At 58.4% G+C, this 25,034-nt stretch carries 22 protein-coding genes and 2 tRNA genes; 13 read left to right on the top strand and 11 right to left on the bottom strand.

Annotation, left to right across the window (positions count from 1 at the left end; genetic code table 11):
• Nucleotides 1-93 precede the first annotated feature (93 nt).
• The 4 genes from G6L97_RS06155 to recJ all read left to right on the top strand — a co-directional run bounded on the left by G6L97_RS06155 (nucleotide 94) and on the right by recJ (nucleotide 5,016).
• Nucleotides 94-1,314, top strand: coding sequence for an LL-diaminopimelate aminotransferase (locus G6L97_RS06155; RefSeq protein ID WP_003515379.1), 1,221 nt, complete (start codon nucleotides 94-96; stop codon nucleotides 1,312-1,314).
• Between the two features lie 61 nt (nucleotides 1,315-1,375).
• Nucleotides 1,376-2,686, top strand: a complete 1,311-nt coding sequence (locus tag G6L97_RS06150; protein WP_003515377.1) for a homoserine dehydrogenase — start codon at nucleotides 1,376-1,378, stop codon at nucleotides 2,684-2,686.
• A gap of 187 nt (nucleotides 2,687-2,873) precedes the next feature.
• Complete coding sequence (locus G6L97_RS06145) at nucleotides 2,874-3,098, top strand: hypothetical protein (RefSeq protein WP_025593517.1); 225 nt, start codon at nucleotides 2,874-2,876, stop codon at nucleotides 3,096-3,098.
• Between the two features lie 109 nt (nucleotides 3,099-3,207).
• On the top strand, nucleotides 3,208-5,016 hold the full coding sequence (gene recJ / locus G6L97_RS06140) for a single-stranded-DNA-specific exonuclease RecJ (protein ID WP_111783031.1): 1,809 nt from the start codon (nucleotides 3,208-3,210) through the stop codon (nucleotides 5,014-5,016).
• 129 nt (nucleotides 5,017-5,145) lie between these two features.
• Here recJ and G6L97_RS06135 read toward each other — a convergent pair.
• The 6 genes from G6L97_RS06135 to G6L97_RS06110 form a co-directional block, all read right to left on the bottom strand.
• Nucleotides 5,146-5,220, bottom strand: a tRNA-Glu gene (locus G6L97_RS06135).
• 451 nt (nucleotides 5,221-5,671) lie between these two features.
• Nucleotides 5,672-5,746, bottom strand: a tRNA-Glu gene (locus tag G6L97_RS06130).
• Nucleotides 5,747-6,192: 446 nt separating this feature from the next.
• Entirely contained in the window at nucleotides 6,193-6,966 is a 774-nt protein-coding gene (locus G6L97_RS06125; RefSeq protein WP_003515372.1) for an amino acid ABC transporter ATP-binding protein, read from the bottom strand.
• Between the two features lie 12 nt (nucleotides 6,967-6,978).
• Nucleotides 6,979-8,136: an amino acid ABC transporter permease gene (locus tag G6L97_RS06120; protein WP_111783032.1), complete on the bottom strand. Its 1,158-nt coding sequence runs from the start codon at nucleotides 8,134-8,136 to the stop codon at nucleotides 6,979-6,981.
• A 3-nt stretch (nucleotides 8,137-8,139) separates the two neighbouring features.
• Nucleotides 8,140-9,336, bottom strand: a complete 1,197-nt coding sequence (locus G6L97_RS06115; protein ID WP_003515368.1) for an amino acid ABC transporter permease — start codon at nucleotides 9,334-9,336, stop codon at nucleotides 8,140-8,142.
• Nucleotides 9,337-9,443: 107 nt separating this feature from the next.
• Nucleotides 9,444-10,466 (bottom strand): amino acid ABC transporter substrate-binding protein, encoded by a 1,023-nt coding sequence (locus G6L97_RS06110; RefSeq protein WP_003515366.1) that lies wholly within the window; start codon nucleotides 10,464-10,466, stop codon nucleotides 9,444-9,446.
• 376 nt (nucleotides 10,467-10,842) lie between these two features.
• Here G6L97_RS06110 and G6L97_RS06105 point away from each other — a divergent pair, with 376 nt between their 5' ends.
• A complete protein-coding gene (locus tag G6L97_RS06105) occupies nucleotides 10,843-12,030 on the top strand; it encodes a cystathionine beta-lyase (protein WP_111783033.1) in 1,188 nt (395 codons plus the stop codon).
• A gap of 2 nt (nucleotides 12,031-12,032) precedes the next feature.
• On the opposite strand, the gene G6L97_RS06100 is transcribed toward G6L97_RS06105, so the two are convergent.
• Both G6L97_RS06100 and G6L97_RS06095 read right to left on the bottom strand, forming a co-directional pair.
• A complete protein-coding gene (locus tag G6L97_RS06100) occupies nucleotides 12,033-13,202 on the bottom strand; it encodes an FAD-dependent monooxygenase (protein WP_111783034.1) in 1,170 nt (389 codons plus the stop codon).
• Between the two features lie 29 nt (nucleotides 13,203-13,231).
• Nucleotides 13,232-13,477 (bottom strand): zinc-finger domain-containing protein, encoded by a 246-nt coding sequence (locus tag G6L97_RS06095; RefSeq protein ID WP_003495891.1) that lies wholly within the window; start codon nucleotides 13,475-13,477, stop codon nucleotides 13,232-13,234.
• Between the two features lie 170 nt (nucleotides 13,478-13,647).
• Here G6L97_RS06095 and G6L97_RS06090 point away from each other — a divergent pair, with 170 nt between their 5' ends.
• The 3 genes from G6L97_RS06090 to G6L97_RS06080 all read left to right on the top strand — a co-directional run bounded on the left by G6L97_RS06090 (nucleotide 13,648) and on the right by G6L97_RS06080 (nucleotide 15,747).
• Nucleotides 13,648-14,424, top strand: a complete 777-nt coding sequence (locus G6L97_RS06090; RefSeq protein ID WP_111783307.1) for an alpha/beta fold hydrolase — start codon at nucleotides 13,648-13,650, stop codon at nucleotides 14,422-14,424.
• Nucleotides 14,425-14,567: 143 nt separating this feature from the next.
• On the top strand, nucleotides 14,568-15,392 hold the full coding sequence (cysE, locus tag G6L97_RS06085; protein WP_003515358.1) for a serine O-acetyltransferase: 825 nt from the start codon (nucleotides 14,568-14,570) through the stop codon (nucleotides 15,390-15,392).
• A 151-nt stretch (nucleotides 15,393-15,543) separates the two neighbouring features.
• Nucleotides 15,544-15,747 carry a DUF3126 family protein gene (locus G6L97_RS06080; RefSeq protein ID WP_003515356.1) on the top strand — a complete coding sequence of 68 codons (204 nt, stop codon included), beginning with the start codon at nucleotides 15,544-15,546 and terminating at the stop codon, nucleotides 15,745-15,747.
• A 54-nt stretch (nucleotides 15,748-15,801) separates the two neighbouring features.
• Here the strand turns inward: G6L97_RS06080 and G6L97_RS06075 are convergent, their stop codons facing one another.
• A complete protein-coding gene (locus tag G6L97_RS06075; RefSeq protein WP_111783035.1) occupies nucleotides 15,802-17,196 on the bottom strand; it encodes a cytochrome P450 in 1,395 nt (464 codons plus the stop codon).
• Nucleotides 17,197-17,307: 111 nt separating this feature from the next.
• Between G6L97_RS06075 and G6L97_RS06070 the strand changes: the two genes are divergently transcribed.
• Nucleotides 17,308-17,973: a TetR/AcrR family transcriptional regulator gene (locus tag G6L97_RS06070; RefSeq protein ID WP_111783036.1), complete on the top strand. Its 666-nt coding sequence runs from the start codon at nucleotides 17,308-17,310 to the stop codon at nucleotides 17,971-17,973.
• A 97-nt stretch (nucleotides 17,974-18,070) separates the two neighbouring features.
• Here G6L97_RS06070 and fdhA read toward each other — a convergent pair whose 3' ends face one another.
• Nucleotides 18,071-19,261: a formaldehyde dehydrogenase, glutathione-independent gene (gene fdhA, locus G6L97_RS06065; protein ID WP_025593503.1), complete on the bottom strand. Its 1,191-nt coding sequence runs from the start codon at nucleotides 19,259-19,261 to the stop codon at nucleotides 18,071-18,073.
• Nucleotides 19,262-19,565: 304 nt separating this feature from the next.
• Complete coding sequence (locus G6L97_RS06060; RefSeq protein WP_111783037.1) at nucleotides 19,566-20,438, bottom strand: ATP-binding protein; 873 nt, start codon at nucleotides 20,436-20,438, stop codon at nucleotides 19,566-19,568.
• A 207-nt stretch (nucleotides 20,439-20,645) separates the two neighbouring features.
• Between G6L97_RS06060 and yajC the strand changes: the two genes are divergently transcribed.
• The 4 genes from yajC (at nucleotide 20,646) to G6L97_RS06040 (ending at nucleotide 24,898) form a co-directional block, all read left to right on the top strand.
• Nucleotides 20,646-20,993, top strand: a complete 348-nt coding sequence (gene yajC / locus G6L97_RS06055) for a preprotein translocase subunit YajC (protein ID WP_003515350.1) — start codon at nucleotides 20,646-20,648, stop codon at nucleotides 20,991-20,993.
• 79 nt (nucleotides 20,994-21,072) lie between these two features.
• Nucleotides 21,073-23,637: a protein translocase subunit SecDF gene (gene secDF / locus G6L97_RS06050; RefSeq protein WP_111783038.1), complete on the top strand. Its 2,565-nt coding sequence runs from the start codon at nucleotides 21,073-21,075 to the stop codon at nucleotides 23,635-23,637.
• Nucleotides 23,637-24,029 (top strand): Mth938-like domain-containing protein, encoded by a 393-nt coding sequence (locus G6L97_RS06045; protein ID WP_111783039.1) that lies wholly within the window; start codon nucleotides 23,637-23,639, stop codon nucleotides 24,027-24,029. Before secDF ends, G6L97_RS06045 begins: the two co-directional genes overlap by 1 nt.
• Nucleotides 24,030-24,052: 23 nt before the next feature.
• Nucleotides 24,053-24,898: a phytoene/squalene synthase family protein gene (locus G6L97_RS06040; RefSeq protein WP_111783040.1), complete on the top strand. Its 846-nt coding sequence runs from the start codon at nucleotides 24,053-24,055 to the stop codon at nucleotides 24,896-24,898.
• The last annotated feature ends 136 nt before the right edge of the window (nucleotides 24,899-25,034 follow it).

The following is a 25,034-nucleotide window of genomic DNA, read 5'->3' as shown; positions in this document are numbered from 1 at the left end:
GCCCGCCGGATCGGTTCGTGTCGGCGGCGTTTAACAACAAGAACGAACTTCGTTATGGGCCGGCAGAACCGGTCCATTTCCATGAGGAAAGTGATGGAAGAGTTTCATAAGGTCCGGCGTCTGCCGCAATACGTCTTCGAACAGGTCAACCGTTTGAAAGCGAGCGCGCGAGCGGCCGGGGCCGATATCATCGATCTCGGCATGGGCAATCCCGACCTTCCGACCCCCAAGGCGATCGTCGACAAGCTGTGCGAAGTCGTTCAGGACCCTCGCACCCATCGCTATTCCTCGTCCAAGGGCATTCCCGGCCTTCGCCGCGCGCAGGCTGGTTATTATGCCCGCCGTTTCGGCGTGAAGCTGAACCCCGATACGCAGGTCGTCGCGACCCTTGGTTCCAAGGAAGGTTTCGCCAATATGGCGCAGGCCATAACCGCGCCTGGTGACGTGATCCTGTGTCCGAACCCCACCTATCCGATCCACGCTTTCGGATTCCTGATGGCGGGCGGCGTTATCCGTTCCATGAATGTGGAGCCGGACGAGAGCTTCTTCGGGCCTCTGGAGCGGGCGGTGCGCCACTCCATTCCGAAGCCGCTGGCGCTGATCGTCAACTATCCGTCGAACCCGACGGCGCATGTTGCCTCGCTCGATTTCTACAAGGACGTGATCGCATTTGCGAAGAAGCACGAAATCATCGTGCTTTCCGACCTTGCCTATTCGGAAATCTATTTCGACGACAACAATCCGCCGCCTTCGGTTCTCGAAGTTCCCGGTGCAATCGACGTTGCGGTGGAATTCACCTCCATGTCGAAGACCTTCTCCATGCCCGGCTGGCGCATGGGCTTTGCCGTTGGCAACGAGCGGCTGATCGCGGCGCTGACCCGCGTGAAGTCCTATCTCGACTACGGTGCCTTCACGCCGATCCAGGTTGCGGCGACGCACGCGCTGAACGGCGACGGCTCCGACATCGCGGAAGTACGCAGCGTTTATCGCCGCCGTCGCGACGTCATGGTCGATACGTTCGGCAAGGCGGGCTTCGAAGTTCCACCGCCGGCGGCAACGATGTTCGCCTGGGCGAAGATCCCGGAAAAGTTCCGCCATCTCGGCAGCCTGGAGTTTTCCAAGCTTCTGGTTGAGAAGGCAGACATTGCCGTTGCTCCCGGCATCGGCTTCGGCGAAATGGGCGATGATTACGTCCGCCTCGCGCTCGTTGAAAACGAGCATCGAATTCGTCAGGCAGCGCGCAATCTGAAGCGTTTCCTGTCGAGTGCTGACGAAACGATGCACAATGTCGTTTCGCTCAATGCCCACAGATAAGGGCAACCGAAGGCGGCCGGGCCCCGGCCGTCACCATCACCAGCAAATCAGGAACATACCCATGGCAGATTCATTGAGAATCGGCATAGCGGGGCTCGGCACTGTCGGCGCTTCGCTCGTGCGCATCCTCCAGCAGAGAAGCAACGAACTTGCGATTACCTGCGGACGCGCGATTGAGATTATTGCAGTGAGCGCGCGCGACCGTTCGCGTGACCGCGGCATCGATCTCAAGGGTATTACCTGGTTCGATACGCCGGAGCAGCTTGCAAACGAAGCCGATATCGACGTGTTGGTGGAACTGGTCGGCGGTGCTTCCGGCCAGGCGGAAAAAGCTGTGCGCGCAGCACTTTCGCGCGGTCTCCATGTGGTGACAGCTAACAAGGCGCTGCTTGCCAAGCACGGCGTCGAGCTGGCGACGATTGCCGAAGACAAGGGTGCGCTTCTCAATTTCGAAGCGGCTGTGGCCGGCGGTATTCCCGTCATCAAGGCGCTGCGTGAATCTCTCACCGGCAACAACGTGTCGCGCATCTACGGTATCATGAACGGCACCTGCAACTACATCCTGACCAAGATGGAGAAGGAAGGGCTGTCGTTCGAGGTCTGTTTGAAAGAAGCGCAGCGGCTGGGTTATGCCGAAGCCGATCCGGCCTTCGATATCGAGGGTAACGACACCGCCCACAAGCTCGCCATTCTGACGACGCTTGCCTTCGGCAACAAGATTTCGGCCGACGACATCTATCTCGAAGGCATCACCAACATCTCCAGCGAGGACATTCAGGCGGCCGCCGAGCTCGGTTATCGCATCAAGCTTCTCGGCGTGGCGCAGGTGACCGAATCCGGTATCGAGCAGCGGGTGCATCCGACCATGGTGCCGCTCGATTCCGTTATCGCGCAGGTTGATGGCGTTACCAATGCGGTGGCGATCGAGTCCGATATTCTTGGCGAACTTCTGATGGTTGGCCCAGGGGCGGGCGGCAATGCCACGGCCTCTGCCGTGCTCGGTGACATCGCCGATATCGCCAAGAGCCGTCCCGGTGCCCAGCAGGTTCCGGTGCTCGGCCGTCCGGCGAAGTCGCTGACCGATTATCGTCGCGCCAAGATGAAGAGCCATGAAGGCGGCTATTTCATCCGGCTGACGGTGAAGGACCAGGCGGGCGTCTTCGCCTCCATCGCTACCCGCATGGCGGATAACAACATCTCGCTGGAATCCATTGTGCAGCGCCAGCGCGTGCATGTGGAAGGCGCGCCGCAGACGATTATCCTCGTGACCCACGCGACGATGGAAGATGCGATCCGCAAGGCCGTCAAGGCGATCAAGAACGAGAAATATCTGGTCAGCGAACCGCAGGTCATCCGCATCGAGCGGACCTGAGACGCTTTACGATTTTTCTGAATTTGAGGGCCGCGCCACCACATGGAGGCGCGGTCTTTTTTCTCCCGAAACCCGTTTTGGCGACCACCGGATAAGCCGCCATAAAATTTGAGGGGATCGCCTCAGAACCGCTGGAAAACAACGCGATTCGGCTCTATGGTTAATCATGTTACCAAGCGAGGGAGGCGTGGCTGTGACATCGATTATCCTTTTCAAGGACAGTAAGCGCGAAAGCGTTCTGGCCGCCCATCATCGGGCGCGGCCTCACAATGCCAACGACAATATTCGAGGCATGGAATTCGATATTGCTGAATATGAGCGCAACTGGTGTTCACTTGCGGTGTTTTCCCTGTTGCTGCTGGTCGGCGCGGTATCGATCGTCAGCCCGTTTTTCTCGATTTTCTCGGTGTGAAACCTCATACGGGCGTTTTTGCTTGAAAAAGGCGCCATCGCCATTTAGCCCGTTGTCATGACAAGGCGCGGATACGCATTCGCATTCGCATGACAGGACGATGGACAGGATGGCAATGATGGAGCCGGCCGATACCGTGGTCCGCGCATTTCTAAGCGTGGAGCGGTCGGCGACAGAGCAACGTTGGGTTTCGCGGCTGGATCAGGCCGCACAGAACCGTGCGCTGGCCATGTCCCAGATCCACGCCATTCCCGAACTGATTGCCCGGGTGCTGGCCGGGCGAGGGGTGGGGGTGGATGAGGCTCTCGCTTTCCTCGATCCGACCATTCGCTCATTGATGCCCGACCCGCATATGCTGACAGATTGCGAAAAGGCTGCCGAAAGGCTGGTCCGTGCCATCGAGACCGGCGAGAAGGTGGCGATCTTCGGCGATTATGACGTCGATGGCGCCGCGTCTTCCGCGCTGATGTATCGGTTTCTCGCGCATTTCGGGCTGACGCCGGAAATCTATATTCCAGATCGTATTTTCGAGGGTTATGGGCCGAATCCGGCGGCGATGCAGCAGCTTGCCGCCAATGGCGCGACCCTGATCGTGACGGTCGATTGCGGCTCCACCAGCCATGAATCGCTGAATGCCGCAAAGGATGCCAGAACAGATGTGGTGGTGATCGATCACCACCAGGTCGGTTCGGAACTGCCGCCGGCGGTGGCTCTGGTCAATCCCAACCGCGAAGACGATCTTTCGGGGCAGGGGCATCTCTGCGCCGCAGGCGTGGTGTTTCTGGTTCTGGTCGCCACCCTCAGGCTGTTGAAGGACAGGCGCAACAGACAGGCGTTCACGATCGATCTGCTGGCGCTGCTGGATATAGTCGCACTCGCAACCGTATGCGACGTGGTGCCCTTGAAGGGGCTGAACCGCGCCTATGTGGTAAAGGGGTTGATTGCCGCGCGCCATATGAACAACGCCGGGCTGGCGGCGCTGTTCAGAAAGGCGGGGTTGGGCGGGCCGGTGACACCTTATCATTTCGGTTTCCTGATCGGGCCACGAATAAATGCCGGTGGCCGTATTGGCGATGCCGCACTGGGTAGCCGTCTGCTTACACTCGACGACTCGTCACAGGCGGACGTGATTGCCGAAAAGCTGGATGAGCTGAACCGCGAGCGACAGGCGATGGAAGCCGTGATGCTGGCGGAAGCCGAAGCGGAAGCGCTTTATGAGTATGGCGACGGGTCTGGCGCTGGCGTCATCGTTACCGCACGGGAAAACTGGCATCCTGGCATCGTTGGACTGCTCGCCTCACGCCTCAAGGACCGTTTCCGCCGCCCGGCCTTTGCCATCGCTTTCGATCCCTCTGGCAAGGGTACAGGCTCCGGCCGCTCGATCAATGGTTTCGATATGGGCAGAATGGTCCGCGCCGCTGTGGATGCCGGCCTGCTGGTCAAGGGTGGCGGTCACGCCATGGCCGCGGGCCTGACGGTGGAACGCGCCAATCTCGGCAAACTCCGAACCTTCTTCGAAGAAGCTGCCGCAAAGACGGTGAGCGAGCTGGTGGAAAGCAGCGTGCTGAAGATCGACGGTGCGATTGGCGCGTCTGGCGCGACCCTGCAGCTTGTCGATCAGCTGGAACAGGCTGGTCCTTATGGCTCCGGCCATTCTCAGCCCATTTTTGCCGTACCTGCCCACCGGCTGCGTGATGTGCGTCTGGTCGGCACCTCACACGTCAAGATCACGCTGGAGGCCATGGATGGTTCACGGCTGGACGGCATCGCATTCCGCGCCGCAGAGGCCCCTCTGGGGCAGATGCTGCTGAATGCGCGTGGCAGGTCCATCCACGTGGCAGGCACCGTGGGTGCCGATCTCTGGCAGGGCCAGAGGCGTGTGCAGCTGCGTGTTCTGGACGCGGCTTTCGCGCCCTGACAGTCGGCACAGATCGAGACTTGATTTTACGGGAAAAGCTGAAGGACGGCCGGAAACGGCATGCATTCTCTATCTCACACATCACGTGAAGACTTGAACGCATAATACTGATTTTCAAGGAGAAGCAAGTGGCACGCCCTAGGGGAGTCGAACCCCTCTTTTCAGAATGAAAATCTGACGTCCTAACCGATAGACGAAGGGCGCGTGCGCTTGTGGTGTGGCGCCCTTATAGTCAGGCTCCCTTTGCTCCGCAAGCGGAAAAATTGATTTTTTCCGCTTCGTGACGAGTTTTTTTATGGAGGCCGGACCGGCTGTGGAAAACTGCGCCGGGACTGGCCAAGGCCTTGAAATTTCGCCGCTATCACGGCGCGCCGGCAATGCCTTCATTACTCGTGGAAGGCCTCGGGACGTGGTTTTCCAACCCTTAGCTGGCATCTGCTGCCCGCCAGAATGAACCGACACTGTGATTTGGCTGGAAGGGGAAAGGCAAGCCGGTCGATTTGCCCGCTGGCGATTCATCCGGCTTGCCTTCCATCGGGGGGACAGCACTCAAACGTATCGCCCGGGAATCGGTTCCGGCGCATCGATCACGCGTGACGAATTCGCTGTCTGCGAAGCTGCTTTATATTTTCGAAGGTGGAAACACGAAGGCAAGTGGCACGCCCTAGGGGAGTCGAACCCCTCTTTTCAGAATGAAAATCTGACGTCCTAACCGATAGACGAAGGGCGCGTGCGCTTGTGGTATGGCGCCCTTATAGTCAGGCTCCCCGTGGTCCGCAAGCGGAAAAATGCATGATTTGACAAAAAAATGACATTGGCTGTCAGAACCCTTGGAAAACAAGGATTTCCGTTTCGTAACAAATGGTTAAACCGAGGTCGGCTTGGCAGTTTCAGTGCTTCTCGCGGATGAAGAACGACGTGAGACGACGATTTGCCGGGGCCGGTGATTCACTCAACGGGGCTTATGGTGCGAAAGAAGCCATCAAAATGAATGGCGAACCTTGCCAAACATTCCGGCGTCACCCTTGGGTTTTTCCCGAGATCTGCAACCGCTCGATTTTGTTACTTAGATCCTTAGGACAAGCCCATGGATGAGGTCGAGCGTGGAGAGGTTGTCGTCAAATGAAAACGGGGCCGAAATGGCCCCGTTCCATGATGTTAGCTGATTGCAGCGTCTCAGTGCAGGATCTGGCTGAGGAACAGCCTCGTGCGCTCGTGCTGGGGATTGTCGAAGAATTCGGCGGGCGAATTCTGTTCGACGATCTGGCCCTGGTCCATGAAGATGACGCGGTTTGCGACCTGGCGGGCAAAGCCCATTTCGTGGGTCACGCACAGCATCGTCATGCCGTCTTCGGCAAGGCTGACCATGGTATCAAGCACTTCCTTGACCATTTCCGGGTCAAGCGCCGAGGTCGGCTCGTCAAACAGCATGATCTTCGGCTTCATGCACAGCGAGCGGGCGATTGCCACGCGCTGCTGCTGACCGCCGGAGAGCTGGCCAGGGTATTTATGCGCCTGTTCGGGGATCTTGACGCGCTTCAGATAGTGCATCGCCACTTCTTCGGCTTCCTTTTTGGGCATCTTGCGAACCCAGATTGGCGCCAGCGTGCAGTTTTCCAGAATCGTCAAATGCGGGAAGAGGTTGAAGTGCTGGAACACCATGCCGACTTCACGACGCACCTCATCGATCTTCTTCAGATCGTTGGTGAGTTCGATACCGTCGACGTTGATCGTGCCCGACTGATGTTCTTCCAGCCGGTTGATGCAGCGGATCATGGTCGATTTGCCTGATCCCGAAGGACCGGCGATGACGATACGCTCGCCCTTCATCACCTTCAGGTTGATGTCGCGCAGGACGTGGAAGTCGCCATACCACTTGTTCATGCCGACGAGTTCGATTGCCACGTCCGTTGTCGAAACGGCCAGTTTTTTTGTTTGGGTTTCTGCCATTTTGAGCGTCCCTTATCGTTTATGCCCGGTGTCGAGGTGCCGTTCCATGAACAGCGAATAACGCGACATGCCGAAGCAGAATATCCAGAATATGAACCCGGCGAAAATATAGCCCGTCATTGCGGTGACAGGTGTCGCCCAGTTCGCATCCGATTGGTTGAGTGTGACAATGCCAAGCAGGTCAAACATGCCGATGATCGAGACCAGCGACGTGTCCTTGAAAAGACCGATGAAGGTGTTGACGATGCCCGGAATGACGAGCTTCAGCGCCTGCGGCAGCACGATCAGCCGGGTTTTCTGCCAATAGTTCAGGCCGAGCGAGTCTGCCCCTTCATATTGCCCCTTCGGGATGGCCTGCAAGCCGCCACGGATCACCTCCGCCATATAGGCGGACGAGAAGAGCGACACGCCGACCAGAGCGCGCAGGAACTTGTCGAAGGTCCAGCCGTCGGGAAGGAACAGCGGCAGCATGATGCTGGCGAAGAACAGGACGGTGATCAGAGGAATACCTCTGATAACTTCGATGAAAAGCACGCACAGCATTTTTATTACCGGCAGGTTCGACCGGCGGCCAAGCGCCAGAAGAATGCCGAAGGGCAGGGACACTGCAATTCCGAAGAAAGACAGGATCAGGGTGACCATCAGGCCGCCCCAGAGCTGCGTTTCCACCACCGGCAGGCCGAAGACGCCGCCGATGAGGAGGAAAAACGCAATGACTGGCAGGATGATGAAAAGCGCCAGCGCATTGAGCCGCTTGAACGGCGCTTTCGGAATGAGCATTGGCACCAGGAGGATGGTGAACATGACCATCACAAGGATAGGACGCCAGCGCTCATCGATCGGGTAACGGCCGAACATGATCTGGCCGAACTTCGCCGAAACGAAGGCCCAGCATGCGCCGGACTGGTCATCGGCCAGCGCACCGCCCTGGGAGGCGGTGAGGCAGGCGATGCGATCCGTACCGGTCCATACCGCGTCTACGAACAGCCACTTGAAGATTGGTGGCAAAAGATAGGCGAGGAACGCGATGGCAAGAACCGTAAGGACGGTGTCCTTCGGCGTGGCGAAAAGTTTAGTGCGCAGCCAATGGCTGATACCAACCGCGCTTGAAGGCGCGGGTTTGGCTTCTTCAATGGTGTGGCGCACGAACGCGTGATTGCTGATCGTCATCTATTATCTCTCCACCAGGGCCATTTTCGCGTTCAACCAGTTCATGACCACGGCCGTGAGAATGGACAGCGAGAGATAGAGAACGAGCCAGATAGCGACAACTTCGACCGCCTGTCCCGTCTGGTTCAGAATCGTGCCGCCAACGGAGACGATGTCGGCGAAACCGACCGCGACCGCAAGCGATGAGTTCTTGGTCAGGTTGAGATACTGGCTTGTCAGTGGCGGGATGATGATGCGCATCGCCTGAGGAACGACAATCAGACGTGTCGTCGTGCTGGCGCGAAGCCCCAATGCCTCCGCTGCCTCGGTCTGCCCTTTTGCCACGGCCTTGATGCCGCCGCGAACGATCTCGGCGATAAAGGAAGCGGTGTAGAAGGAGAGCGCCAGAAACAGCGACATGAATTCAGGTGCGACGACCGAACCGCCCGCAAGGTTGAACCGCCCGGCAATCGGGTAATCGAATGTCAGGGGTGAGCCGAGCGCGAGGAATGTCGCAGCCGGAAGGCCGATGATGAGAAGTGTTGCGGTGATGCCGGTGCGGAACTGCTCGCCGGTTCTTTCCTGCCTGGCCTTCGCCCAGCGATAAATGAACACGCTGATGACGATGGCGACCACAAAAGCGAGCGGTATCAGCCACGTCCCTTCGCCCCAGAGAGGCTTTGGAAAGAAGAAGCCGCGATTGTTGAGGTAGGTCCCAAGTGGAAGCTGCAGCGAATCGCGGGCCTGCGGCAGAACGGAGATGACGCCCTTGTACCAGAAGAAGATGACGAGCAGGGGCGGGATGTTGCGGAAGATTTCCACATAGGCCTGCGCCAGCTTCGAGATCAGCCAGTTGTTGGACAGCCGGGCGATACCGACGATGAAACCGATGATCGACGCGGCGATGATGCCGAAAAATGCGACCTGAATTGTGTTGAGAATACCAACGAGCAATGCCCGGCCATAGGTCGCATCGCTGGTGTAAGCGATCAGCGACTGGCCGATATCGAAGCCGGCTCTTCCATTGAGGAAGCCGAAGCCGGACGAAATGTTTGACCGTTGAAGATTTGTGATCGTATTCGTCACGATGATCCAGACGAAGGCGGTCAGGATGACGACTGTCAGAACCTGATAAAAAATTCCGCGTATGCGTGGATCGTAAATGAGTGACGACGCGCTTTGCGCGCGCGATCGTTGCGAACTGACCGCGTTGCCTGCCATAGGCACCTTTCCCTTTTATATGCTCTTTGCGAGCTTATTCTATAATTTCAAGTGGAGGCCGGGCATTGCCCAGCCTCCCTTCAGTCCTTAGCCAACGATAGTGCCGATCAACGAACCGGCGGTGCGTATTGCAGGCCGCCCTTGGTCCAAAGCGCGTTCTGGCCACGCTCGATCTTCAGCGGCGAGCCGGCGCCAACGTTACGGTCGAAGACTTCGCCGTAGTTGCCGACCTTCTTGACGATGTTGTAGGCCCAGTCGTTCGTCACGCCGAGATCGGTACCGATCTTGGTGCCTTCTTCAGTGCCAAGCAGACGCTTGATATCAGGGTTGGCGCTGTTCTTCTGCTCGTCGACGTTTTTCGACGTGATGCCCAGCTCTTCGGCGTTGACCATCGCGTAGTGAACCCACGTGACGATGTCGAACCACTGGTCGTCGCCCTGGCGAACGGCCGGTCCAAGCGGCTCCTTGGAGATCACTTCAGGCAGAACGATGTTGTCATCGGGGTTCTTCAGCTTGAGACGGATAGCGTACAGACCGGACTGGTCGGTGGTGTAAACGTCGCAACGGCCGGAATCATAAGCCGAAGTCGCATCGGATTCCTTTTCGAAAACAACCGGGTTGTACTGCAGGTTGTTGGTCTTGAAGTAGTCGGCAAGGTTGAGCTCGGTGGTCGTGCCGGTCTGAACGCAGACGGCGGCGCCGGAAAGCTCAAGCGCGGACTTCACGTTGAGGCCCTTCTTGGCGATGAAGCCCTGGCCGTCATAATAGTTGACGGTACGGAAGTTGAAGCCGAGCGATGTGTCGCGGCTGATCGTCCAGGTGGTGTTACGGGTCAGAACGTCGACCTCGCCAGACTGGAGAGCCGGAAAACGGTCCTTGCTCGAAAGAGCGACAAATTTAGCCTTTGTAGGATCGCCGAAAACCGCAGTGGCAATACCGCGGCAATAGTCCACGTCGATGCCGGACCATTCGCCCTTGTCATCGGGATTGGAAAATCCCGGAATGCCAGCGCTCACGCCGCAGGTGACGAAACCTTTCGACTTCACGTCCTGAAGCGTCGCAGCCGAAGCGACCGAGGCTCCTCCCAAAACTGCTGCGCCGATAACGGCCGACAGAATTGCCTTTTTCATTTTTCCCAACCTTTGTTTGTTATCGTCAATCGGAAGAGGACCGGCATATTGTTTTTGCCCCAGCTCCCCCCTTCAGCAGATCTTTTCGATCCGCTTTTTCTATCACAATCGTAATTGGCAGCGGGGTCAAGACATGCTGACAATAATTGTGCCTATAAAACGGAATTTTCCAAATTTTGGTCGGGAAGTGTGCAAAGGGTGAAAATATAAGCATATTTTTGCGGAAAAATACACTTGCACGAATTTTGTATACTTCTTGTATGCTGTTGACGGGTGGATCAATCCTCTCATCTACGAATGTTCTGCGGGACTTGACCTTGCCTCCGGCTCTCCGCATTGTCGCTCGCGTCAATATCCCTTCGAAAGCTGATCTGAAATGACCAAGACCAATGACCTGCTTTCCACCGCAGGTATGAATACGCGCCTGACCCATGGCGGCAACGATCCCGCCGACTGTTTCGGTTTCGTCAATCCGCCCATCGTGCGCGGTTCTACCGTGCTTTTCCCCGATGCCGAGACGCTTTCGACCGAAAACCAGAAATACACCTATGGCACCCACGGCACGCCGACGACCGATGCGCTATGCAATCTCGTCAATGAGCTGGAGGGTTCTTTCGGAACCATTCTCGTGCCATCGGGCCTTGCGGCGATCACCGTGCCGTTCCTCGCCTATCTTGGCGCCGGCGATCATGCGCTGATCGTCGATTCGGTTTATTTTCCCACACGCCGCTTTTGCAACACGATGCTGAAGAAGCTTGGTGTGGAGGTGGAGTATTACGACCCGGCGATCGGGACGGGTATCGAAGCGCTGATCCGCCCGAATACCAAGCTGGTGCATCTTGAAGCGCCGGGTTCCAATACCTTCGAGATTCAGGACGTTCGGCTGATCACCGAGATTGCCCATAGGCACGATTGCGTCGTGACGATGGACAATACCTGGGCGACACCGCTTTATTTCAAGCCGCTTGATTTCGGTGTCGATGTTTCCATCCATGCCGCCACCAAATATCCGTCAGGTCATTCCGATGTCCTGATGGGCTTTGTTTCCGCCAATGAAAAGCACTGGAAGACGCTTTATCAGGCGAACACCAATCTTGGCATCTGCGTGACGCCTGATGACGCCTATCAGATACTGCGCGGCATGCGCTCCATGGGCATTCGACTTGCGCACCACCAGAAAAGCGCCCTCGACATCGCCACCTGGCTGGAAAGCCGCGACGACGTCGTGAGCGTTCTGCATCCGGCCCTGCCGAGCTTTGCCGGGCATGAACTCTGGAAGCGCGATTTCAAGGGCGCGAGCGGCGTATTTTCCTTCGTGCTGAAGGCCGAAGAGGGCAAATACAAGCAGACTGCGGCGGCATTCCTGAATGCGCTGACCTTCTTCGGGCTCGGCTATTCCTGGGGTGGATACGAATCGCTTGCCGTGTCGGTGTCGCTTGTCGACAGGACGATTGCCAAAGGCCCGTCGGAAGGTCCGGTCATCCGTCTGCAGATAGGGCTTGAAGATATCGCCGACCTCAAGAAGGATCTCGAGGCCGGGTTTGCGGCGGCAGCCGGGGTTTGACCTCAGCCTTTGGCGCGGTAGCCGTATAGCCAGTCGAAGTCCTTCAGGAAGGCTTCCCTCGGACGTGTCGAAAAGACGAAGTTCCGGGCAAGCCGAACCGGGCCTGTGGCGTGATAGGCGAAACGATTGAGAGAGGCCCGCTTGCGGGCCTTTTCTATGCGCGGCAGACGCAGGGCTTCGAAGGCGGCAAGGGCCTGTGTTACGGGCAGGGATGTTCCGGTCAATGTGCCCGCCAGTTCAAATGCATCCTCGATGGCCATCGCCGCCCCCTGTGCGGCAAAGGGCATCATCGCGTGGGCAGCGTCGCCGATCAGCACCGTATCGCGACCATTGTGCCAGCGTCCGGGACCGGCCTGATAAAGTGGCCAGAAGGTCGGATTTTCCGACGATGCCAGCAGCCGAACGATATCCGGGCTCCACCCGCGAAACTGCGCAAGCAGCATGGCTTTCTGTTGGCCGCTCGATTCCGCCCGCCATGTTGCGCCGGGATCGGCGCCGAGTGCGATGGCCACAATGTTGAAGCCGCCGACTTCCTTCAGCGGGTAGGCGACGATATGGCCACCCGAACCGAGATAGGCGGTGACGGCGCTTTTGTTGATGGCTGATGGCACATCTTTTGCCGCGACCGTGAAGCGCCAGGCAATATTGCCGGAGAAGGTGGCAGTGGGGGCGGAGGGGACAGCGAAACGGGCCGCGGACCAGACACCGTCTGCGCCGACGATCAGGTCGTGATCGCGGAACGTGGTTGCAGCGATGACGTCTGTCGTCGCGTTTTCGATACGTTTGCCAAGATGCAGGCGGCAGAGCGGATTGCGCGTTACCGCATTGAGAAGCGCGTTTTGCAACGTCGAGCGATGCAGCACGCCGTAAGGTGCGCCCCAGCGTGTGCGGGCCGTCGCACCCACGGGTAAGGACAGCAACGTGGCAAGCGATTTGCCATCGGCCAGATCGACACTGACCGGCTCGGTCCAACGCGCCTCTACCTCAGTCATCACGCCGAGTTCGGCAAGGATGCGGGCGGCATTGGGCGATACTTGCAGGCCCGCACCGACTTCCGTCAGTTCGCCGGCCTGTTCAACGATGTCAGAGCTGACGCCCTGGCGGGCAAAAGAAAGCGCTGCGGTGAGACCGGCGATGCCGGCACCGACGATGGCTACGGATTTGATGGGCATGTCGCGCCCCGATCAGGAAAGGTGGAAGGTCAGGCGGCCTTCACATGGAAGACGCAGCCTGGAGGATTGGTCTGCTCGGCCTTCAGCGACGGATTGTAGCGGTAAAGGGTGGAGCAATAGGAACAGACCTTCTCGTTGTCGTCGCCCATGTCGATGAAGATGTGGGGATGATCGAAAGGCACCGAAGCGCCGGTGCACATGAATTCCTTGACGCCGATCTCGATCACGCTGTGTCCGCCATCGTTCTGGAAGTGGGGAATGGAATGCCCGGCCATGTTCGTCTCCAAATGCAATATCGTGGTTAAGCCGCAGGTCGTCATCGAGCATGGGCTTATTGCTGCGGATATGTAGCCTCAAACGCATTGCATCTCCATAAAAATCGTCAGGAAAACATGTTCAAAATTTCGATTTCCTGCCATATGGTCCGGCAAAAAGGATGTCCTTGATGAATCTCAACATGCCGCAATTTTCCGATTTTTCCCATGACGGCCTTCGCCTTGCCTATTTCGATGAAGGTGATCCGGCGGGCGATCCGGTTCTGTTGATTCACGGCTTTGCCTCCAGCGCCAACGTCAACTGGGTGCATCCAGGCTGGCTGAAAACGCTTGGTGACGCCGGTTACCGGGTGATTGCCATCGACAATCGCGGCCATGGCGCAAGCGACAAGCCGCATGATCCGCAAGCCTATTATCCGCCCGTCATGGCCGGCGATGCGGTGGCGCTGCTTAATCATCTCGGCATCGCGGAGGCTCATGTGATGGGCTATTCCATGGGCGCACGCATTTCGGCCTTTCTGGCGATGGCACATCCGGAGCGTGTCCGCTCACTGGTTTTCGGCGGACTTGGCATCGGCATGGTGGAAGGTGTGGGCGACTGGGATCCGATCGCTGAAGCGCTGCTGGCCCCCTCGCTCGATGTCGTCAAGCATGAGCGCGGCCGCATGTTCCGCGCCTTTGCCGACCAGACGAAAAGCGACCGGCTGGCACTCGCCGCCTGTATCGAGACGTCGCGTGTCCTCGTCAGCCGCGAACAGGCCGCAAAGATCGATGCACCGACGCTGATCGCGGTCGGAACCAACGACGATATCGCCGGATCGGGTGCCGAACTTGCGGCGATCATGCCGCATGCGCGCGCTATCGACATTCCCGGCCGTGACCACATGCTGGCCGTTGGCGACCGGGTGTTCAAGGCGGCGGTTCTGGAATTTTACCGCAGCCTTTGATGGGTGGCGGCAAGAAACGGTTTTTCATGCTGCATGAAGAAAAACTGAAGCCTTGCCGCCTTTAAAGTCGTCATTCGAATCCCATTTCTTATGCACGTCTTTTTCTGTATAAAGAACGACTACTGCAAACGAGGAGACCATTCATGGTCGCACGTACCGAGGCCCGTCAGCCGGAACAGCTGGCGATCGTCGATCCGATCTGGGGCAGCCTGCTGCATGAAGCGCGAAGCGCAGTGGCGCAGGACCCGCTGCTTTCGGCTTTCCTTTATTCGACAATCCTCAATCACCGGTCTCTGGAAGAATGCGTGATTTATCGCATCTGTGAACTCCTCGATCATCCCGATATGCAGGCCGTTCTTCTGCGCCAGACCTTTCAGGACATGCTGGATGACTGGCCCGAATGGGGCAGCGTGCTGCGCGTCGATATCCAGGCGGTTTACGATCGCGATCCGGCCTGCACGCGCTTCATGGAGCCGCTCCTTTATTTCAAGGGGTTTCAGGCCATCCAGACGCATCGCCTTGCCCATTGGCTGCTGCAAAAGGGCCGCAGGGATCTTGCGCTTTATCTGCAAAGCCGCTCGTCCAGCATTTTCCAGACGGATATCAATCCGGCAGCACGCATCGGCAAGGGTATCTTCCTCGATCATGCCACCGGGCTTGTGGTCGGCGAGACGGCGGTTATCGGCGACAACGTTTCCATCCTGCATGGCGTGACGCTTGGCGGCACCGGCAAGGAGGGGGCGGACCGTCATCCGAAGATCGCCAATGGCGTGATGATCGGAGCGGGCGCGAAAATCCTCGGTAATATCGAGATCGGCAGTTGCTCGCGCATCGCCGCCGGTTCTGTGGTGCTGAAGCCGGTCCCGCCGAAGACCACCGTTGCCGGTGTGCCGGCGCGGGTGGTGGGAGAGGCAGGGTGTTCCGAACCCTCGCGCCTGATGGATCAGGTCATCGGAGCCGATATCTGACGGGTCCGATATTTTCTCAATCGTCCGTGTGGAAGGCTCCGCGTGAACGACATGGCCTGTGAAAGACATTGGCGATGTGCCGCTTTCACTTTACTTTCGCCTTTGTCCCATGCCAAAAGCGGCGCAACCCGAACCGCACAGGAGAATAGTGGTGAAAGCCGACGAAATCAAAAAACTCGACGCCTATTTCAAGCGCACCTTCAATGAAAAGATGGTTGTGAAGGCGCGTCCCCGTAAGGACGATTCCGCCGAAGTGTATCTTGGCGAAGAGTTCCTTGGCGTTGTCTACATCGACGACGAGGACGGCGACCGCTCGTACAACTTCTCCATGGCAATCCTCGACGTCGATCTTTGATCGTCACTGCCCGGTGACGGGTGTTTTCCCGGATTAATAGTCGCCCGCGGTGGTTCACGCCGCGGGCGATTTGTTTTTGCGGTCGGTGATACGCATCATCAAGCGGCTTTGCGGCCGCAACGTCACCCTCATCAGTGGCTCCGCCGGACTTGCCGATCTGTTTTCGAGATGGACGTTCTGCAACAGCACCGCCAGGATCGACACGGCCTCCATCATCGCAAATGCGTTGCCGATGCAGACACGCGGACCTGCACCGAATGGCATATAGGCGTAACGGTGACGCGCCTTGGTCTTTTCCGGCTCGAAGCGGGAAGGGTCGAAACGTTCCGGTTCGTCCCACAGCGCCGTGTGCCGGTGGACAGCGTAGATCGGCACATAAAGAACGGTTCCGGCAGGAATATCATGGTCGCCGAGCTTGAAATCCTGCAACGCCGTGCGGGTAACCACCGGGGCAGGTGGGTAAAGCCGCATCGCCTCGGAAAATACCTGTCTGGTATAGGTCAGTTGGGCGATGTGCTCGGCGGCGACGGGATTTCCACCCGTGACGGCTGCGATTTCCTCGACGACTTTCCGCTCCACGTCGCTGTGTTGCGACAGCAGATTGAACGTCCATGCCAGACCGAGCGCGGTCGTTTCGTGACCGGCGGTGATGAAGGTGAGCAGATTGTCGATGATTTCCTTGTCGCTCATCATGCGTCCCGTCTCGGGGTCCTTCGCCTGAAGTAGCATGGACACCAGATCGTTTCTCTCGACAGGGTTCTGCCGCCGGTCCGCAATCACCGTCGATAGGCTGGAGCGCAGATAACCGACAGCGGCCCGGGCCTTGCGCCGACCGGGGTGAGGGAGCCATTCCGGTGCGCCCAGCATGGCGAGCGCGAAGGTCCAGCCTGTCGGTTTCAGATAATCGGTGATGCTTTGCTCCACGCGCCCGATATCGATCCCGTGGCCGCCGGACATCATGGTCTCAACGATGATGTCGAAGGTGGTCCGCATCATTTCATAGCCGATATCGATGTCACCGAAAGGAGATGCGCGCCAGCGCCTGCCGGTTCGCTCCGCCGCCTCGATCATGACAGGCAGCAGTTCCAGCAGTTTTTCGTGCCGGAAGGCGGCGGCAACCGATTGCCGTTGCCATTTCCAGTGATCGCCATCGGCGGTCAGAAGGCCCTGTCCGAGAGCGGGGCCAAGCGCGCGGCGCACGTCCTCACCCTTGCCGAGCAGATGGGCGTTCTTGACGAGGGCCTCATGAATAAGGACAGGATCGGCAAGATGGACGCGCATCGTACCGCCGACACGGATAAACACCGCCGGTTCGTTGAAAATCTCCGGTGGCAATGCGTTCAGCGGATTGCGGATGAGTGAGAGGGCCAAACGTGCTGTGGCGAATTTCGATACGGGTGCCGCAGCGGATGTGTCCGGGAGCGGGGTGCGAAGGTCGGTTCCGGGCATGGACAGGTCCTTTATTCGCGTTGAACACTCAAATTTATTTGTTAAGGTGTGTACCTTATTTTATTCATTTAAGGTGTGCACCTTAGGTTTCAATAGCGGGGTCCGATATCAATGAAGAGAAGCGAGGCCGGACGATCGACGGGGCGTCCTTTCCCCACACGACAGAGAATAATCGCTGCCGCACTCCAACTATTTAACGAGAGGGGGCCTGATCACGTAACCACAGCCGAGATCGCAAGGGCAGTGAATATCAACGAGGGTAATCTTTATTATCATTTCCGCACCAAGGAGGCATTGGTGCTGGCGCTGTTTGCCCTGTTCGAGACCGACGCACTGGCGGTTGTCGCAAAGATTGACGAAGAGGACGAAGTTGCCGCATCGACATATGCTGGCTTTCTGCGGCTCTGGTTTTCGCTGGTGTGGAACTACCGCTTCCTGTTTCGTGATTTTGTCGGCCTTCTTTCCTCCGCGCCTGCGCTGGTGGAGCCGGTTCGCGGCATAAGCGCGGCAATGCGACTTGCCGTTGATGATATCGTCAGCCGGATGGAGAGGGCAGGGCTTGCAGAGATTCCAGAAACCGAGCGGGCGGCGCTGCTTACAAATCTCTGGATCGTCTCGACCTATTGGGCGGCTTATCTCAACCTTCAGGAAGGGGTCACCGAATTCGGGCCGCAGCAACTGAACTGGGGACTTCGGCAGGTGTCCAGCCTGTTTCGACCCTATCTCTCACCATTGGCCACCTCCGAGCTGGAGGCGATGCTTGAAGTTGATCCATGATTTCACCTGATGGTGACAATGTGGATGCGGGCAAAAACGCCCGCGACAATATTCTATCGCGGGCGTTTCCCATCTCGCGGGTCTTAAGCCGCAGTTATCAGGCTGACTTCAGCAGATCACCGTGCGGATCGAGCACGAACTTGGTTGCGGCACCCTGGTCGAAGCTTTCATATCCCTGTACGGCGTCGTCGAGTGCGATGATCTTGGCGTTGACGATGTCGGCAATGGGCAGGCGGTCGTGCAGGATCGACTGCATGAGCTGGCGATTGTATTTCAGCACCGGCGTCTGGCCGGTATGGAAAGATTGTGCCTTAGCCCAACCGAGGCCGAAGCGGAGAGACAGGCTGCCCTGTTTTGCTGCGGCATCGACCGCACCTGGATCTTCGGTGACGTAAAGACCGGGAATGCCGATCGAGCCGGCGGCACGGGTGATTTCCATCATCTGGTTGAGAACGATGGCCGGCTGTTCGCCACCCGAATGGCCACGCGCTTCGAAACCGACGGCATCGATGGCGCTGTCGACCTCGTTGGTGCCGACGATCTCGGCAATCATGTCGCCCAGCCGGTCGCCCTTGGAAAGATCGACGGGCTCGAAGCCGACCTTTGCGGCGTGCGCAAGGCGATCCTTGTTGAAATCACCGATCATGACGACGGCGGCACCGAGAATACGGGCAGACGCGGCAGCCGCCAGACCGACCGGACCGGCGCCCGCGACATAGACCGTGGAGCCGACACCGACGCCGGCCTTGACCGCGCCATGAAAGCCGGTCGGCAGGATGTCCGAGAGCATGGTGAGGTCGCGGATCTTGGACATTGCCCTGTCGCGGTCGGGAAATTTCAGAAGGTTGAAGTCGGCATAGGGAATGGTCACGTATCTGGCCTGTCCGCCGATCCAGCCGCCCATATCGACATAACCGTAGGCGCCGCCGGCACGGGCGGGGTTCACCGTCAGGCACACGCCGGTATCCTGCGACTTGCAGCAGCGGCAGCGACCGCAGGCGACGTTGAACGGCACCGAGACGATATCGCCGATATCAAGCATCTCGACGTCGACGCCTTTTTCAATGACTTCGCCGGTGATCTCATGGCCAAGGACGAGGCCGGGCATCGCCGAGGTGCGGCCGCGCACCATATGCTGGTCCGAACCGCAGATATTCGTGGAAATAACCTTGAGAATGACACCGTGCTCGATACGGCGGCCATCCGGCGCCTCTAGCTTCGGATCATCGATGTCGCGGACCTCGACCTGGCCGGGGCGCAAATAGACGACGCCTCTGTTTTTGCTCATATCCATCTCCTCCTTGGGTTGAACACCAATACCGGCCCGCTCCTCCGCGGACAGGATATCGTCAAAACTCATGCGCGAACCCGTATGCGGCTCGCGTGGAATCTCAATCGGCGAAGGGATGGAAAGAAGGACAATCGGCGCGTCTGGACAAACGTCGCCTGCCTCTTGATCACCGCCCGCCGCAGATACCCGGCATTATGCCGGATATGTGCAGCAAACCATTTGACGGGCGATGTGGCGGTCGGGAATACGACAACGCCTATAGCCGCAACGACACCGGCTCTCGCCAGATGTCACGGTGGCGTTATCTGTCGATCGATTTTCTCAGGCGCCCGGCGGCATCCTGAATATATTGCCAGGCGACGCGACCGGAGCGGCCGCCGCGCGTGGTCGCCCATTCCAGCGCCTCGTGATGCAGGGTTTCGCGATCAAGGCCGAGATCGAAATGTTCGGCATAGCTGTCAATCATCGTAAGATAGTCTTCCTGGCCGCATTTGTGGAAGCCGAGCCACAGGCCGAAGCGGTCCGAGAGCGAGACCTTTTCCTCAACAGCTTCCGAAGGGTTGATGGCGGTCGATTGCTCGTTCTCCATCATGTGGCGCGGCAGAAGATGACGGCGGTTGGACGTGGCATAGAACAGCACATTGTCCGGACGCCCCTCTATGCCGCCATCGAGTGCTGCCTTCAGCGACTTGTAGGCCGTGTCGTCGTGATCGAAGGAGAGGTCGTCGCAGAAGACGATGACGCGTTCGCCGGAAGCTTTCAATATATCCAGCAAGGCGGGCAGGGTGTGGATATCTTCGCGATGCACCTCGACCAGCTTCAACGGAACGCCGCTCGCGGCGCGCACATCTTCGTGAACGGCCTTCACCAGCGAGGATTTGCCCATGCCGCGTGCGCCCCAGAGCAGCACGTTGTTGGCGGGAAAACCATCAGCAAAACGCAGTGTGTTCTCGTGCAGGATATCGCGCACATGATCGACGCCGCGAATGAGTTTCAGCACAATGCGGTTCGGACGCGAGACCGGCTGCAGAAAGGAATTGACCGGCGTCCAGACAAAGCAATCCGCCGCATTCCAGTCGTTCACGGCAGGTGCCGGGCCTGCCAACCGTTCCATGGCGACGTTAAGCCGGCGCAGTTCGGCAAGAAGCAGGGTGGCCGTCTCTTCTCGAATCATGGTGTTTCTTCCGCTTATCCGATGTTCATAACGATGTTTTCAACCCGGCCTAGCATGGCGTTTCAGGCCCATAAAGGTTAAGAGGTCCGGAATCGGTACGGCGTGGCTTCTGCATCTGTTGCATTCCCGGCGTTCCCCACTATATTCCGGCGGCTTGAAAGCTGGGGCGGCATACGAGGTCGTGCTGTAATCGTTGAGGAGTTTTATATGTTCATTAGTCAAGCTTTTGCCCAGGACACGGCGGGCGGCGCGTCTGCATTCGGTTCCGGCCTTGAGATGCTTTTCCTGTTTGCACCGCTTATGGTGGTCTGGTACTTTTTCCTCATTCGCCCGCAGCGCGCGCAGATGAAGAAGCGTCAGGAAACGTTGACCAATATTCGCCGTGGCGATCAGGTCGTTCTTGGTGGCGGCATCGTTGGCAAGGTGACCAAGGTCATCGACGACAATGAACTCGAAGTCGAAATCGCCGAAGGCGTGAAAATCCGTGCCGCTCGTGCTTACATTGCCGAAGTGCGCGTGAAGGGCGAAGTGGTCAAGACGGAAGCCGCTTCCTGATCCTGCCGGATAATTGAACGCCCGCTTCCGAATTTGACGGGTTGCGCATCGCGCAACCCCAACCCTGACCGAGATCGAAATGCTTCATTTTTCCCGTTGGAAAACAGTCTTTATCTGGTTGCTTGTGCTGGCAAGCGTCTTCATCGCATCTCCCAACCTGTTTTCGGACAAACAGCTGGAGGGCATGCCTGCCTGGTACAAGGACAACAAGGTAACGCTCGGTCTCGACCTTCAGGGCGGCTCGCACATCATGCTCAAGATCGAGCGTTCCGACATCGTCAAGGAACGGCTTGAAACGATCGTGGGTGACGTGCGCACGCAGCTTCGCGACGCCAACATCCGCTATTCGGGGCTTACGGGCAACGGCCAGCAGATCCAGGTTCGCATCAGCGATCCCGCTCAATATGAAGCGGCGAAAACCGCGCTTCGCGACCTGACGCAGCCTGTGTCCGCCGGAACGCTAGTCGGCGGTTCCATCACAGAAGTGACGATGAACGACGGCGGCGACAATCTGCTGCGGCTCAACCTGACCGATGAAGGCGTGGATTATCGCCTGTCCTCGGCCGTATCGCAGTCCATCGAAGTCGTGCGCCGCCGCGTTGACGAAGTCGGCACCACCGAACCTCTCATCCAGCGTCAGGGTTCCGACCGCATCATCGTACAGGTGCCGGGCCTCCAGGATCCGCAGCGCCTGAAATCGCTTCTCAACCAGACGGCAAAGCTGTCCTTCCGCATGGTCGACACCACCATGCCGGTGCAGGAAGCGATGAATGGCCGTCCGCCTGCGACCTCAGAGGTTCTTTATTCGCAGGACGATCCGCCGGTTCCCTATCTGGTGGAACGCCGCGCGCTCGTTTCCGGCGACAACCTCGTCGATGCGCAGGCAAGCTTCAACCAGCAGACCAATGAACCCGTCGTCACCTTCCGTTTCGACAGCCGCGGTGCGCAGCGCTTTGCGCAGGCGACGCAGCAGAATGTCGGCAAGCCTTTCGCCATCGTGCTCGACAATCAGGTCATTTCTGCACCTGTCATCCGTGAGCCGATCATCGGCGGTTCGGGACAGATTTCCGGTAGTTTCTCGGTTCAGGGCGCCAACGACCTTGCAGTCTTGTTGCGTGCGGGCGCACTTCCGGCCACGCTGACCGTGGTTGAGGAACGCACCGTCGGTCCGAGCCTTGGTAACGACTCCATCACCGCCGGCCTCACGGCAAGCGCCATCGGCGCCGTCGGCGTCCTCATCTTCATGTTCGTCTTTTATGGCTTCTTCGGCCTGCTTGCGAACATCGCTCTCATCGTCAACGTGGTCATGCTGATCGCCGTCCTCAGTGTGATCGGATCTACGCTCACCTTGCCCGGTATTGCGGGTATCGTCTTGACGATCGGTATGGCGGTGGACTCCAACGTTCTGATCTACGAGCGAATACGCGAAGAGGTGAAGAGCGGAAAACCGCTGATCCAGTCACTGGATAATGGTTTCACACGCGCCTTTGCGACCATTATCGACGCCAACCTGACGACGCTGATCGTTGCAAGCGTGCTGTTCTACATGGGCACGGGTCCGGTCAAGGGCTTTGCCGTCACGCTTGCGGTCGGTATCATCACCACTGTCTTCACGGCCTATACGCTGACGGCCTGGATGTTTGGCTACTGGGTTCGCCGCAGCCGTCCGAAACATCTGCCGAAGGGTGTACGCACCGCCATGTTCGACGGTCGCGACATTCCGTTCATGCGTTATCGCCGTGTGGTTTTCATGATCACCGGTGTGATCATGCTCGCCTGCGTCGGCGGCTTCATCGCCAAGGGCCTGAACCTCGGCATCGATTTCCAGGGCGGCTCGGTTATCGAAGTGCGCGCCAAGCAGGGTGAGGCCGATCTTGCAGATATTCGCGAGCGTCTGAACCAGCTGAACCTCGGTGAAATCCAGGCACAGAATTTCGGCACGCCGCAGGACGTTCTCATCCGCATTCAGGCGCAGGACGGCGGCGAAAATGCCGAGCAGTCGGCAATCACCCTGGTGCGCGGCGAGTTGCAGGACAAGTATGATTTCCGTCGCGTGGAAGTCGTTGGTCCGGCCGTGTCCGGTGACCTGACCGTGACCTCCACGATCGGCGTTGTGCTCGCCATGGCGGCGATCATGATCTACATCTGGGTTCGCTTCGAGTGGCAGTTTGCACTGGGTGCGGTCATCTCGATGGTGCACGACGTGGTCTTCACCATCGGCCTGTTCGTCTTCCTGGGTATAGAGTTCAACCTGACCAGTATCGCGGCGATCCTGACGATCATCGGTTATTCGCTGAACGATACGGTGGTCATCTACGACCGTGTCCGTGAAAACCTCCGGCGATACAAGAAGATGCCACTTTCGATGATCATCGACGTCTCGCTGAACCAGACCCTTTCGCGCACGATCCTTACCGGTTTGACCGTGCTTCTGGCACTGCTGGCACTGTATCTGTTCGGTGGCGAGGTCATTCGTTCCTTCACCTTCGCCATGTTGTTCGGCGTCGGTATCGGCGTGTTCTCCTCGGTCTATATCGCGGCTCCGGTGCTGATCGCCTTCAAGCTGCGTCCCGAGAGCAAGGATGCGGAAGACGAGAAGGATGAGAAGTCCGGCAATGCCATCGGCGGCAAGCCTGCCGTCTGATGGCCGGCGGGATTGAAATACGCCCGGCCCATTTTCCCGGCCGGGCGCCCATCGATGCCTATGGCAATGGCGGTTTCCGTTTCGCCGACATGTCGCACCGCGGCTCTCTCCTGTTGTTGCCTTCCGGCATTCACGGCTGGAGCCCGGTTGATGTGAAAGAATTGAGGCTTGAGCATTTCGACAAGGTTCTGGCTGATGCGCAGGATATCGAAGTGCTTTTGATCGGCACGGGTGATGGCATGCGGGTCTTGCCGAAGGAATTGCGCGAAGCCTTCAGGCAAGCGGGCATTTCGGTCGATCCGATGAGCACGGGTGCTGCCGTTCGCACCTATAATATCATGCTTTCGGAATCGCGCGCCGTGGCTGCGGCGCTGATTGCCGTCGAAGGCTGACAGGACGTTTCGCGCGGGGAAACATGGCACCCACAGAGAATCTAGACGTCTGCCTCGCGACGCTGCGCGACACCGATCGCGACCGCTATCTCGCGTGCCTTCTGTCTCCGGCCGACAAGCGCGCAGCGCTTGCCGCGCTTTACGCCTTCAATGCCGAAATTGCCCGAATCCGCGATTCCGTGCGCGAGGCGCTGCCTGGCGAAGTTCGTATGCAATGGTGGCGCGATCTCCTTGATGGCAATGCGCATGGGGACAGCCAGTCTCACCCCGTTGCTGCCGCTCTTTCGTTGGCGATCGAGCAACATCGCCTGCCGCGACCGGTTCTTGCCAATATGATCGAGGCGCGCATCTTCGATCTTTATGACGATCTGTTCGTGGATCGTAACGCGCTCGAAGGCTATGCGGGGGAGACCGCCTCGGCACTGATCCAGCTGGCGAGCCTTGTGCTTTCGTCGGAAGACACTCCAGCAAGTGCGGAAGCTGCGGGACATGCGGGGGTTGCGCAGGCCATGGCCGGCATTCTAATGCTGATGCCGCTGCACCGTCGTCGTGGGCAGGTCTATATCCCCGCCGATATGCTCGCGGCTGCCGGGCTTGATCGCGAGACGTTTCTGGAAGGCGACGACAAACAACGCATCGGCATCGCCATCGAGATTTTTGCAACGCACGCGCTTGATCACATCGAGAAGGCGAGACGCGCCAAGATGTCCCGGAATGTCTTTGCGGCCTATCTTCCCGTTGCCTTGTCCGGCCCGGTCATCGCCGCTGCCAGAAAGGCGGGAGCGGGCGTGTTTGAAGGCGAAGTGCAACTGTCGCAGCTTCGCCGGCAATGGCTGCTGGCAAAGGCGTCTTTCCTCAAGCGTTTCTGATTGCTCGACCTGCACATCGCGCAGACAGATCGGAGCAATTTTCGCGTCGAGGCCGGAGAGCCACACTTCACGCAAGCCTCGGTGTTTAAGAGCTTGAGCCGGGTTCGCATCGTTTCGATTCGCGAATCGCGATGTT

The organism is Agrobacterium tumefaciens (assembly GCF_013318015.2).
GTDB lineage: Bacteria > Pseudomonadota > Alphaproteobacteria > Rhizobiales > Rhizobiaceae > Agrobacterium > Agrobacterium tumefaciens.
The sequence above is the reverse complement of the archived record's forward strand: the minus strand, read 5'-3'. Positions and strand labels throughout refer to the sequence as shown.